The following is a 12419-nucleotide window of genomic DNA, read 5'->3' as shown; positions in this document are numbered from 1 at the left end:
TTTTCAACGAGTCCCATCAAGAAGGACGCGAAGGCAGCCGAGCAGCAGGCACGGGCCTGCGAGGAGGAGCTGGCGCTGGCCGAAACGGACAGAGAGCGGGCCGAGAAGCGGCTGCAGGAGACAGAGAAGGAGACCGCTGCGCTGGCCGAGCAACTCAGGCAGGCCAAGGAGCGTCAGCGAGTTGCCCGTGACGGTGTGGCCGAGGCGCGGAACCGGGCGCGGGAAGCCGAGACGGCGGCGCGAAAAGCACGCCGCCACGCACCGGACGCGGCCGCGCGGGCAGAACGTCTCGCAGCCGACGCAACGTAAGGCGCCCCCGGTTCTCGGCCGACCCGGTGTCCGGCGGATTCCGGGATGCGATGTGCCGCGGGCGGGGGTGCCATGGAAGAAGTCAGGAGGAGGTGGCAGCGGTCATGGGGCGTCCCGTGTGGAGTGGTGCTCTGACCTTCGGGTTGGTGTCTCTGCCGGTGAAGTTGTTCACCGCGACGGACAGCCACACCATTCACTTCCATCAGCTGCAGCGCGGGACGTCGGACCGGGTGCGCAACAAGCGGGTCAACGAGCGCACCGGCGAGGAAGTCGCCCTGGATCAGATCGTCAAGGGCTTCGATGCGGGCGAGGAGTACGTGCTCGTCGAACCCGGCGAGCTGGATGACATCGCCCCGGGACGCTCCCGGGCCCTGGAGATCATCGGGTTCGTCGACCTGGAACAGGTCGAGCCGATCTTCTTCGACAAGACGTACTACCTCGGCCCGAAAAGAACGGAGTACGCCAAGGTCTACGCCCTCCTGGAGCAGGCACTGGCCGGTGCGGACAAAGCCGGTATCGCCACGTTCGTCATGCGCAACCATGAGTATCTGGTCGCAGTGAAGGCCGATGCCGGCCTTCTGACACTGCACACCCTGCACTGGGCCGATGAGATCCGCGACCCGCGCACAGAGATCGACGAACTGCCAGGCCGCCAGACCCGCGTCAGCGACCGCGAGCTGAAGATGGCCCAGCAGCTCATCGACGCACTCAGCATGGAGTGGAAGCCGGAGGAGTTCCACGACACCTTCCAGGAACAGGTCGCCAAGCTCATCGAGGCCAAACGCACCGGAGAGACGGTCGAGAAGGCAGAACCGCCCGCGAAGGCCACCAACGTGGTCGACCTCATGGAGACGCTTCGCGCCAGCGTCGACAAGGCCAAGAGTCCCAAAGACCGCGACAAGGAGAAGGCCGCATCCACCGGCGCTCCCCCGGCACGGATCAAGGATGCCGCCGACAAGCGCCGCGCCGGCAAGACAACGAAGACGAAGAAACAAACGAAGGCCTCGTCGTTCGATTCCCTGCCCAAGGCAGAGCTCTACCAGCGCGCCACAGACGCCGGTATCCCCGGCCGCTCCTCCATGACCCGCGAGGAGCTCATCAAAGCCCTCCGCAGCAGCGGGGGCCGGCGCAAGGCCGGCGCATCCTGAGGCTTGCGGAGCGTCAGGGCAGTTGAACGTCCGGGTCGGGCCCGCACGGACGAGCTCCTCACCGCGCGGGCCAAGCGCCGCGGCGTCACCATCCAGGCGTACTTCTCCGGCATCGTCGAGAGCGAGGTCGACCCGCAGCGCGACGCCTTCGTGTCCGGCCTCGTCGATGACATGACGGACCTGCTGGGTGAGCCTCACCCGCCGACCGAAGCTGTCAGCCGCCCGGGACCAGCTCGCACAAGCCGCCTGAACAGGGAAGACTTCACCCCGGTCCAGGTCCCGACCCACTTGGCGCCCTGTATCCGGTCCTCGCCTGTCAGTGTCCCAGTTCAGATTCCCCACCGGCGGTCACCTGACGGGGAGTTATCTGGCCGTGCGCCCCGTCACCTTCCGTGACCACAAGGTCGGGATCATGCTGGCGCCTGTGTCCAACGAGGCGGTGGCCGCCAGCACACACGGAAGCGGACCGGGCCCGTGGCAACGCGTGCACCGGGCCGCGGAGCCTTGGTCACCGCAGTTGGCTGAATGCCTGGTCGGCGTCGGCTACGGCCTCGGGGTGGACGTCGCGTGCGGTTCGACCATCGGCGATCTTCTGCCAGTTGGCCCGGGCGAGCACCCGGTGAACCGCGAGTACCTGGGCGGCTCGCAGGTGTCCCTTGATGCCTTCGCCGAGGGCGTCCGCCAGCGCCTCCTCGTCCTCGAGCTGGTACCGCGTGAGTCGTCCCGCCAGGCTCGGTGTGGTGAACACCAGCCGATGGAACGCCACTACCTCATGATGGTCGTTGAGGCCGGTGACGGGGTCGTACCGATCGAGGCCGGCCCGGAAGTGCCGGTGCAGCGCCGTCACCGGCTTGATGCCGGACCTGCGGTCACGCACGACGCGTGCAGCCTCGCCCTGGTGGTCCGTGAATCGGTGGAGCACCAGGTCTTCCTTGGTGGGAAAGTACCGGAAGAGGGTCGGCTTGGAGATCTCGGCCGCCGCGGCGATGTCGTTGACCGAGACGCGGTCGAAGCCTCGCTCCAGGAACAGCGAGACGGCCGCGTCGGCGATGGCGTCGCGCGTCCGCTCCTTCTTGCGGGCCCGCAGTCCCGTCGGCTCATCCATCTGACCACTGTAACATTCGTGGCCGAGTTGCTTTTTTAACCGAGTAACGTTTTTATGGGCGGCATGAATCAGACAGACGTTCCTCCCGTGCTCGTAACCGGAGCGACGGGCCGGGTCGGCCGCGTCGTCATAGACCAACTCCTCGACGCGGGCGTGCCGGTCCGCGCCCTCACCCATCGCTCCGAGGCGGCGGGGACGCTGCCAGCGAAGGTCGAGGTCTTCACCGGCGACCTCACCGTGCCCGAATCGCTTGACCCGGCATTGAATGGCGCCGGTGCGGTCTTCCTCGTCTGGACCGCACCGCCCCAGACCGCCGCGGCAGTCGTCGAGCGGCTGGCGGCCCACGTGCGGCGGGTCGTCTTCCTCTCCTCCCCGCACCCGACACCGCACCCTTTCTTCCAGCAGCCCAATCCCATCGCGGTGATGCACGCCGACATCGAGCGGCTCATCGCGGCCACCGGACTCGAGTCGACGGTCATCCGGCCGGGAATGCTCGCGTCGAACTCGCTGGCCTGGTGGGCGCCCGCGATCCGGGCCGGCGAGGTCGTCCGGTGGCCTTACGGCGCTGCCGAGACGGCACCGGTCGACGACCGCGACGTCGCAGCTGTCGCGGCGCGGACGCTCTATCAGGACGGATATGTCGGAGGCGACTACGTCCTTACGGGCCCCGAGTCGCTGACGCAGGCCGCACAGGTGGGCGCCATCGGTGACGCCCTGGGGCGCCGGGTGGCATTCGAGGAGATGACGCCGGACGAGTTCCGGAGCCTGTCAGAGGGCACGGCACCCAGCTCGGTCGTCGACATGCTGCTCGCCGCGTGGAGCACGGCAGTCGGACAGCCTGCGTACGTCACCACTGCGGTGGCCGACATGCTCGGGACGGCGCCGCGAACGTTTCGCCAGTGGGCCGCCGACCGCACCACCGCGTTCACGGAGGGTTCGTAACCTCGTCGACCGCGACCTGCGCCCCCGGCTGCAACCCTCAGTCCGCCGTCGTCGAAGCACCAGTATCACGCCATGAACAGCACTGACCTTTGGAAACAGCTACTGACTCTGTATCCGTCAGGTGACGCGGAGGGCTGTGCCTTCGAGGGCCGGCACGCCTGGACGGCAAGACGACACCCCGGGTCGTGCAGCGTTTGTGGTGTGTCGCGTTGATCAGGGAGCGGAGCCGCTCCATACCGGCTCCCGCTAGCAGCTGCGTATCGCGGCCTGTGCCCGGGAAATCGTCGACCAGGGGACCCCCATCGAGGCCGCCTGCCGCATCGTCATCCTCGAAGACCAGCTCGAAGAAGCCCAGCGCATCAACCCCGAATACCGCCGCGCCGCCGAATCGGTGAATTCACCGCCCGCGGTCTGAGATGGTACGCGCCCTTCTGGTACCGGTGGGTCCGCCGCACACATATCGTGGGTGCGCGCATGGGAACGAGCCGCAGCTGGCCGCGGGCCGCATCTCCCGACTGAGGTAATGCGAGACCCTCGCCGTTGATGGTGCAGCCGTAGTCGGGGTGTCCGACCGATGCTCAGTGCGGCATACCGGGCAACTCGCCTCTCCTGAGAAGGCGTCGCGGAGTGCCTGTGACAAGATCCGGAGCCACGCGGCTCTCGTGTGCTCGTCGCTCACTCCGGCTGATGGGTGTGCAGCCAGTCTGACCAGGTGGTGTGTCCGAGCCGGCCGTTGGGGGTGGTCATGTCACGTGCCGCTTGCTGGAAGCGAGCGGGCGCAGGTATCTCCAGCATCCGAAACCGCCGACCACGGGCCTGCTGCCATTGCCTGACAAGATCACGCAGCTCCAGCACTTCAGGGCCGCCGAATTCCTGGCAATCCCCGCCGGGCCCCTCCTGAACGCGGTCAGCCACGTAAGCGGCGAAGTCGTGCGAGTCCACGGGCTGAGTCCACAAAGCACCGGGAAGCGCCAGCATCGGCATCTTCGATGCCTTGCCGAGCATGCGGTCGGCCAGCCAGTGAAACTGCGTAGCCCGAAGGATGGACCAGGGCACTCCGCCAGCCCGCACCAGTTCCTCGGCTGCACGCTTCACGCGCATGTACGGAAGACCGGAGCGGTCGACGCCGACAATCGAGACGTGGACGAAATGGCCAACGCCTGCCCTCCGGGCCTCTTGCACCAGTCGACGGGTGCCGTCGACGTCGACCTGGAGAGGGCTGCGCCACAAGTCCGTCGGCAGGAGGTAACCGCGCCGGGCAGCCGGAGAGAGCGTCGCCGCATGAACCACGACCTGGGCACCCGCAACGGATTCGGGTATTCCGGTCCCGGTGGCCAGATCTCCGCTGATCGACTCCACCCCGGAATCCCGGACCGGCGAGCGCGCCAGCACACGCACCTGGTACGCGGACTTCAGCGCAGCCACCACGTCCCGCCCGAGATGGCCGGCACCACCGGTGATCAAAACAGTGTCCACGAGCGGCACCTCCAGCACTGATCAGGCTCGTCTCCGACTCTCCCACCAAGGTGGCATCCGGGCACACGCAGAAGGACAGCACACGCACCGCCGGAAGCCCGGGGAGACCTACCGGCTCACCCCCACGCTCATGAACCCCGGCTGGGCACGGCGGACGAGTTGGCGCTCTTGAAGAGCGGTTTGGTGAGGCCTTCCGTTTCCGGCTGAGCGGGCCGCTTCCGCCTACAGCTTCGTTGACTGACGCAGAGGGGCATGGGCTTGATGCCAGCGTCCATTCCTCCGCTCCTGATCATGGCAGCAGCGGTCGGCGCACACGCCGAACGTGTCAACGACGCCCAACTCGCCCCGATTCCTCGTCCGGTCGTCACTCCGCGTTGCGGCCTGCAGGCCCTGGGATCAGGCCACGCAGCCGATCGCCTCGATATACTCCCGGCCTGGAGCGCGCCAGGTCGCCTACTCATCCATGGTCAGGTACCAAGCAGCTCGATGATGTCGTCGGCGTGTTCCTCCTCCGCCGAATGACCCGCCCAGCAGCACGACCTGGTCCAGATCCACCGCGCCCAGGCACTCCGCGACGACCTCGGAATGCCCTCGCCGGCCCAGCGGCGCCTGTGACCTCACTCGCACCGAACCCGGGAGATCGATCGCCCACGTGTCGTGACTGATGTCGCGGCGTTCGACGAATGCCCGGAACTCCCTGCGGGAGATCCCCGCGCTGTTGCGGCGACTTCGGTGGGCCATCTGCTACTGAAGGGGAGTGCTCAGCTCTGAGAAGGTTGGCCTGCTCGCATTCGGGTCCGTCCGCGGCTCACTGACCGAGGAGGAGACCTACCGGTCCGCTGCGTCGCGCGGCGGGGCGGAGGCGTCCGTGGCAGCCTTCATCCACGGTGTCCTTCGCGCCCTGGGCCGCTGCACGGAAGAACACTGGCAAGGTCAGGCCAGCATCGTGGGCCGGCCGGTACCCGCCGAGAACCCCCACCGGCTCAACCTGAACACGCCGGCCATGAAGTTGGTCCTCATCCAGGCGCAAATCGCCGAGGCAGCCACTGTAGTCAGCCCAGCCCCCGGCTCGTCCCCAAGGGTGCCACCCGCCCCTGAGGGGTAGACCCGCTTTACACCAGGAGCAGGTCTTCCACGTCCGAGGATTGCCTGAGCACCGAAACGGCTCGGCCCTGAGCGACTCCCGGCCTCTATTCGTGGTCTCGGCCTGCTGGGTCGATCGGGTCAGCTGTCGGGGTGCGCCTGGGTCTGCAGCTGCCAGCGGCTTCCGGTGCAGTTGCTGGGCAGCGGCGGAAACCGGTGCCCTTTGACGTCGGTGCTCCAGTGGTGCCGGGCACCGCAGTCGCATTCGTAGATCCCGCTGTCGGGCACGATCTCGCCGGGATGGAACCAGTCCTTGACTTCGTCGTCCATGGTTTCTGTCTACGGCCCCATGCGGCGGCACGCGACCTGGCGGCCAGCCCCATTTCCCGGCTGCCGAGGTGTCGCGAGCACGCTCCCAGGCGCCCCCGCCATCGCGACCGTCAAACGCTCTTGCCGAACGGAGTTGGGGATGCCTTCCGCGGGGCACTGAAAGAGATGGCCCGCGAGCAGACCACATGCTCAGGTCCCAGCTGTCTCGGCTGCAAGGAGCTCGAGCAGGGCGGCGCGATGAAGACTGGCGATCGGGCTGAGCAGATCGGGGTGCCGCAGCAAGGGCGCGGCATGGTAATCGCGGGGGCTCGGGATGGTCAGTCGGCGCGCGTCCCCTGCGGTGACGGCGCCGTGCTCGGTGGCGGACAAGGCCGCTTCCGCCGTTGCGGCGAGGCAGGGGTCGGCGAGTAGATTCGCCGCCCAGCTGACAACCGTTTCGTCGACCCAAGTGCGCCAGGAGTAGTCGACCTCTCCCCTGTCCTGCTGGACGACGCCGGTGAGCGCGTCCAGCCTGTCGGAACCGCCGGGGCCCAGAATATTCAGCAATCCGACGTCGAGCGAGGTGGGGTAGCGGAGCGTGGCGGCGACGGTGGCCGCTTGCCGTGCCTGGGCTTCCGCCAGGGCGTAGTTCAGGGCGCCGGTTGCCGCAGGGAAGGCGGTCAGCAGCCAGCGCATGGCAGCAGCGATGACTGGCGAGAGATCACTAGGCATGTGAAACCGTCCTACGCGCGCCCGGTGCTTCTCTGTCGTGCGGGAGCCGGCCCCGCTGTTCGCGCATGGCGCGTCAGCCTATGCCCTTCCTCGCCGGTGACAAGGAGCTGCGTCACAGTCGCCGGTCGATGTACCTGCCTCGACCGGTGACGAACGCACGTGGTCCACCGGACCCCGCGCCCGGCGCGAATAGCTTGTTGGCGGGTGGCGTGTCAGGGGCGGAGGGATGCGGCCGGGTGGGGGCCATTGCCTTGGTCGGCGGATCTCGTCACCCAGGTCCTCCGCCGCAGCCCGGCGTACACGCCTGATGCGCACGGGCAACAGCTGGCCCCCTCGTGGCGGACGTGCGCGTTGACGTCGTTCATGAGAGAGGAAAAGGGCATGGGGCGCGACGGAAACGTGATTGGGGGACTCATGGCCGACCATCGTGAGGTCGAGCAGCTCTTCTCCCGGACCGAGAAGCTCATGAAGAGGCTCGTGCAGACGAGGGGCGACGATGGTTCCACCCCCTGCAAGAGAGCAGCCCTGGTTGCCCGGCTTCGGCTGATGCGTTCCCACCACTCGCCGCTGCCTACGCCATTCCGGCCGGCCCACCCGGCGAGCGCAGCAGCCGCTGACGCCATTGCAAGGGCTCGGCTACGGCATCGTGGGACTGGTGCGGGGTACGCGACGGCCTGAGACCTAGGACGGAGGCGGGCATGGACACGTCAGTTGACCGGATTGCAGACCCCTGGGGTACCCGTACGCCGTACGGCCGAGACCAGCGGTGGCCGGCCCGGGTGGATACGTACCTGACGGAGGGCGTGGATTCGGGCATGGTGCAGCGGTGGGTGCAGGCCGCTTCGATCCTGCATTCCGACGGGGACGCGATGGACATCGCGGTCGTCGACGGCCGCATGGTGGGTGTGCGGGGCCGGGCGCAGGACCGGGTGAATCGCGGTCGGCTGGGGCCGAAGGACCTGTTCGCGTGGCAGGCCAATGCCTCGCCGGATCGGTTGCCCCGCCCTCTCATGCGTGAGGGCGGGCGGTTGGTCGAGTGTGACTGGGACACCGCGATGGACCGCATTGTGAGCCGCTCACGGAGCCTGCTGGAGGAGCGTGGCCCTGGTTCCATCGGCTTCTACACCACGGGGCAGCTGTTCCTGGAGGAGTACTACACACTCGCGGTTCTGGCGCGTGCCGGTATTGGCACCAACCACCTGGACGGCAACACCAGGCTGTGCACCGCGACCGCCGGAGAGGCACTGAAGGAGTCGTTCGGCTCCGACGGTCAGCCGGGCAGCTATGACGACTTCGACCACGCCGACGTGATCGCGCTGTTCGGCCACAACGTCGCCGAGACCCAGCCGGTGCAGTGGATGCGTGTCCTGGACCGGCTCGCCGGCGTCGACCCGCCGCGGCTTGTGTGTGTGGACCCGCGTCCCACCCGGGTGGCTCGCGCAGCAACGGTGCATCTCGCTCCTCGAGTCGGCACCAATGTGGCACTGATGAATGCGCTGCTGCACGAGATCATCCGCGCCGGGTGGGTCGACGAGGCGTACATCGCAGCCCACACGGTCGGCTTCGAGGAACTGGCGAAGCAGGTAGCTGAGTGCACGCCCCGCTGGGCTGCCGGAATCTGCGACGTTCCCGAGGCCCGCATTGCCGAGATGGCAGAGATTCTCGGCCGGGCCGATCGGCTGACGTCCACGGTCCTGCAGGGCTTCTATCAGTCCCATCAGGCCACCGCCGCGGCCGTGCAGGTGAACAACCTTCACCTCATTCGCGGCATGCTCGGACGGCCGGGTGCCGGCGTGCTGCAGATGAACGGGCAGCCCAGCGCACAGAACACCCGCGAATGCGGGGCCGACGGCGATCTGCCGGGCTTTCGCAACTGGCAGAACGACGCTCATGTCGCCGACCTGGCGAAGGTGTGGAACGTCGAGACGTCGACGATCCCGCACTTCGCCCCGCCCACCCACGCCATGCAGATGTTCCGCTATGCCGAGCAGGGGTCGATCGGCATGCTGTGGATCAGCGGCACCAACCCGGCGGTCTCGCTGCCTGAGCTGTCCCGCATCCGGGCTCTGCTCTCCCAGGAACGGCTGTTTGTGGTGGTGCAGGACCTGTTCCTCACCGAGACCGCGCAGCTGGCGGATGTGGTGCTGCCTGCGGCGACCTGGGGCGAGAAGACCGGAACGCTGACCAACGCGGACCGGACCGTGCACCTGTCGGAGAAGGCGGTCGATGCACCGGGCGAGGCGAAACCGGACCTGGACATCTTCCTGGAGTTCGCGAGGCGCATGGACTTCCGCGACAAGGACGGCGGCCCGCTGATCACCTGGCATGATCCGGAGTCGGCGTTCGAGGCGTGGAAACGCTGCAGTGCCGGACGACCCTGCGACTACAGCGGCCTGTCCTACGAAAAGCTCCGTGGCGGGAGCGGCATTCAGTGGCCGTGCAACGAACGGGCACCGGACGGGACCGAACGCCTCTACTGCGACGGTGTGTGGTGGGCACACCCTGACGTGTGCGAGTCCTACGGAAAGGACCTGGTCACCGGGGCGGCGGATGACGTCGTGGAGTACCGCTCCCTCAACCCGGAGGGCAAAGCCGTGATCAAGGCCGCCGACTACCTCCCCCCGCACGAGGACATCAGCGACGAGTACCCGTTCCAACTCACTACCGGCCGCACGATCTACCACTTCCACACCCGCACGAAAACGGGACGCGTGCCGCAGCTGAACCGGGCCGCCCCCGACGTCTGGGTGGAGATCTCCACCCATGACGCCGAAGCTCACGGCCTCGACGAAGGAGACCTTGTCGCAGTCACCACAGCCCGGGGCACCCTCCAGGGACGTCTGCGCCTCACCGGCATCCGGCCGGGACTGCTCTTCGTCCCCTTCCACTACGGCTACTGGGACACACCGGCCGGATACAGTCCCGAGGGCGGGACCGCGGGCCGCGCAGCGAACGAGACGACCGTCACCGACTGGGACCCCGTTTCCAAGCAGCCGCTTTTCAAGACCGCGGCCGCCGCTCTGACCCTGCTGCAGCGGGCCGACGGCGCTCTCGCACCCGCCCCGACCACCACCGCGTCCGCACCCACCGGGACCCGGAAAATGCCCGCTACCACCGGCGGGCGAGCGGCGCACGCCACACAGACACAGAGCTCCGTTGAGGGCGGAGAACGATCATGAAGGGCATCGTGACCGTCCTGCGTGCTCTGGATACGGGCGAACGGGAACTGGCCCAGGGCCTCGACACCGCGGCCGAACGCCACCGCGCCGAACACGAGATCCACCACGTCGCGACGGACCTGGCACGATGGTCCCGCGAGCACGCGCAGTGTCTGGCGTACTACGCCCATGCCCGCGGCCTGGATCTCACCGTGCCGTCGGATGCCCTCTACGTCTTGTCTCCCCTCAGGCAGCACACCGCCGAAACCGGCGGGCACCGCCCTGAGGCGGGCCTCCTGCTGCTGCGAGATCTCCGCGAGCTCCACCTCCGCGCAACGGAGAACTCCCTCTCCTGGGAGGCACTGGCCCAAGCCGCGCAAGCCACGACGGACACGGAACTGCTCGAGCTCACCTCCGCGTGCCATCCCCGCACGCTGCGGCAGATGCGATGGACCAACACCATGATCAAAAACCTGTCCCCCCAGATCCTGACGAGTTTGTGAGGCCCAGGGGCCGTCGCACGACCCCGTGGAGACAGGGGCGCGGCTCGGCGATGCAGGCGTCCCCTACCGCGGCGCGTCGCTGCAGAATGCGCCAGGCATCCCTGCGGCCCGAGCTCGGGCCGCCGCAGCCAGTGACGCTTACCAGCGCATCAGCGACGCGTCCGCGAAGCCATACGAGTTCCTCCTGTTCTCGTCGATGATTGCTGACAGGTCGCCAGGCACAGTCTCCGGCGTCCGTACCGTTCGGCCCTCCATAGACCGGTTTGCTCCCACCGCTGCTGCGGAAGCGTTCGATCAAACTCCTGTCCGGCGTCATGGTGATGAAGCCGTCTCCGATCCGTCCGGCGACTTCAGCGGCCCGGGGACCGAAGGCTGACACATCGATCGGTACCGGCTCGTCGGGCACGGTGTACAGGCGGGCGTTCTCCACGGTGCAGTGCTTCCCGCGATGGCTCACCAGTTGGCCGGTGAACCGTAGGCGCACGAGGTGAGCGGAAGGCCTATCTCCGGTAGACCTGCTCCGCCTGCAGCCCTTTGGGACCCTGGGCGACCTCGTACTCGACCTCGTCGCCTTCCTGGAGCTCCTTGAAGCCGGCAGTCTGGATGGCGGAGAAGTGGACGAACACGTCCGGGCCGCCATCGTCCTGCTGGATGAAGCCGAAACCCTTGTCCGCGTTGAACCACTTCACAGTGCCTGTTGCCATCGAACCGATCCCTTGCCTCGCTCCAGGGCGCCGATTCGCCGACTCCGACCGCAGCCCAGCGATTGCGACTCCCGAACCATGGCACCCGGGCCGTGTTTCGCCGTACAACCCGCCACCTGGCCAGCCGGTTTCCTCCTAGACTCTCATCTTCCACCGCGACCGCTCGACCGCACCTCGGGTCACCCATCTGGGCGGAGCATTGCCCGGCGGTGGAACGGTGGATGCCTGGCGGCCTCTCCAGTCCGACGCCGTCGGACCGACCCAACCATCAGATGCTGCAGGAGCGCACCCCGGAACCGGAGGGATGAACGGCACCGTTGAAGCCCCGCCATCGGGCCGCCCGCGCGCCGGACACCGGCGGTGCCGCGGCGGTTACTTGCCGCGCCCGGTGACGAAGTCGCGGGCGCGGTCGACCAGACCGGCCCCCGGGGCCAGGAGCTTGTTGCCGGGCGGAGTGCTCGGAGCACTCGGGTGGGGCCGCGTGGGAGCCAGCTTCTTCGCCGTGCGGATCTTGTCTCCCAGTCGTTCCAGATCGCCGGGTGTGCATGCGTCGCGCAGCTGGACGAAGAGGTTGTGCTCCTCGTCCCTGACGTGAGCCTGCACCTCGGTCCTGAGCTTGACGATGACGTGATTGAACTCGGGATCGTCGGCGTTGAGCCCCTCCAGGTCCTTGAGCAGCTCTTCGACGCGTGCATGATCGGCGATCTCCTTGTCGGCGAGTGCGTCGCCTTCCTGCAGGTGCTTGCGTACCGCGGGATACAGGTACTCCTCCTCCGCTACCGAGTGCCGGACCAGCTCGATGGTCAGCTGATCGGCCAGCTGTTTGCGCTCCGCGCTGCCGGGCATCGCCTGCTCGATCTGCTGGAAAAGGTCATCCACCTCACGGTGATCGGTGGTCAGTTCGTTGATGACATCTCCGCCGTGGCCCATAGCTGCACATCCTTCCTTCA

At 67.5% G+C, this 12419-nt stretch carries 10 protein-coding genes and 2 pseudogenes; 5 read left to right on the top strand and 7 right to left on the bottom strand.

What is annotated here, in order from left to right:
• Nucleotides 1-359: 359 nt before the first annotated feature.
• Nucleotides 360-1457: a Ku protein gene (locus ACQEVG_RS37645; RefSeq protein WP_432992517.1), complete on the top strand. Its 1098-nt coding sequence runs from the start codon at nucleotides 360-362 to the stop codon at nucleotides 1455-1457.
• A 508-nt stretch (nucleotides 1458-1965) separates the two neighbouring features.
• On the opposite strand, the gene ACQEVG_RS37640 is transcribed toward ACQEVG_RS37645, so the two are convergent.
• The gene (locus ACQEVG_RS37640) at nucleotides 1966-2562 is read right to left on the bottom strand and encodes a TetR/AcrR family transcriptional regulator (RefSeq protein ID WP_432992514.1); all 597 of its coding nucleotides are present in this window, start codon (nucleotides 2560-2562) and stop codon (nucleotides 1966-1968) included.
• Between the two features lie 63 nt (nucleotides 2563-2625).
• Between ACQEVG_RS37640 and ACQEVG_RS37635 the strand changes: the two genes are divergently transcribed.
• The gene (locus ACQEVG_RS37635; RefSeq protein WP_432992511.1) at nucleotides 2626-3504 is read left to right on the top strand and encodes an NAD(P)H-binding protein; all 879 of its coding nucleotides are present in this window, start codon (nucleotides 2626-2628) and stop codon (nucleotides 3502-3504) included.
• 250 nt (nucleotides 3505-3754) lie between these two features.
• Nucleotides 3755-3919 (top strand): annotated as a pseudogene (locus tag ACQEVG_RS37630) (MerR family transcriptional regulator); the annotation flags it as partial.
• Nucleotides 3920-4179: 260 nt separating this feature from the next.
• On the opposite strand, the gene ACQEVG_RS37625 reads toward ACQEVG_RS37630, so the two are convergent.
• From ACQEVG_RS37625 to ACQEVG_RS37615, 3 genes are all read right to left on the bottom strand, one after another.
• On the bottom strand, nucleotides 4180-4980 hold the full coding sequence (locus ACQEVG_RS37625; protein ID WP_432992508.1) for an SDR family oxidoreductase: 801 nt from the start codon (nucleotides 4978-4980) through the stop codon (nucleotides 4180-4182).
• A gap of 1224 nt (nucleotides 4981-6204) precedes the next feature.
• Complete coding sequence (locus ACQEVG_RS37620; RefSeq protein WP_432992505.1) at nucleotides 6205-6393, bottom strand: hypothetical protein; 189 nt, start codon at nucleotides 6391-6393, stop codon at nucleotides 6205-6207.
• 189 nt (nucleotides 6394-6582) lie between these two features.
• A complete protein-coding gene (locus tag ACQEVG_RS37615) occupies nucleotides 6583-7104 on the bottom strand; it encodes a hypothetical protein (protein ID WP_432992503.1) in 522 nt (173 codons plus the stop codon).
• A 698-nt stretch (nucleotides 7105-7802) separates the two neighbouring features.
• On the opposite strand from ACQEVG_RS37615, the gene ACQEVG_RS37610 reads away from it, so the two are divergent.
• Both ACQEVG_RS37610 and ACQEVG_RS37605 read left to right on the top strand, forming a co-directional pair.
• Nucleotides 7803-10283, top strand: coding sequence for a molybdopterin oxidoreductase family protein (locus tag ACQEVG_RS37610; RefSeq protein ID WP_432992500.1), 2481 nt, complete (start codon nucleotides 7803-7805; stop codon nucleotides 10281-10283).
• The gene (locus tag ACQEVG_RS37605) at nucleotides 10280-10765 is read left to right on the top strand and encodes a hypothetical protein (protein ID WP_432992497.1); all 486 of its coding nucleotides are present in this window, start codon (nucleotides 10280-10282) and stop codon (nucleotides 10763-10765) included. The genes ACQEVG_RS37610 and ACQEVG_RS37605 overlap by 4 nt, the downstream gene beginning before the upstream one ends.
• Nucleotides 10766-11011: 246 nt before the next feature.
• On the opposite strand, the pseudogene ACQEVG_RS37600 reads toward ACQEVG_RS37605, so the two are convergent.
• From ACQEVG_RS37600 to ACQEVG_RS37590, 3 genes and pseudogenes are all read right to left on the bottom strand, one after another.
• A pseudogene (locus tag ACQEVG_RS37600) lies at nucleotides 11012-11252 on the bottom strand (LLM class flavin-dependent oxidoreductase); the annotation flags it as partial.
• Between the two features lie 13 nt (nucleotides 11253-11265).
• Nucleotides 11266-11469, bottom strand: a complete 204-nt coding sequence (locus ACQEVG_RS37595; RefSeq protein ID WP_432992494.1) for a cold-shock protein — start codon at nucleotides 11467-11469, stop codon at nucleotides 11266-11268.
• A 372-nt stretch (nucleotides 11470-11841) separates the two neighbouring features.
• Nucleotides 11842-12399, bottom strand: a complete 558-nt coding sequence (locus ACQEVG_RS37590) for a hemerythrin domain-containing protein (RefSeq protein WP_432992491.1) — start codon at nucleotides 12397-12399, stop codon at nucleotides 11842-11844.
• Nucleotides 12400-12419: the final 20 nt, after the last annotated feature.

This window comes from Streptomyces sp. CA-135486 (assembly GCF_050936555.1).
Classification (GTDB): domain Bacteria; phylum Actinomycetota; class Actinomycetes; order Streptomycetales; family Streptomycetaceae; genus Streptomyces.
The sequence above is the reverse complement of the archived record's forward strand: the minus strand, read 5'-3'. Positions and strand labels throughout refer to the sequence as shown.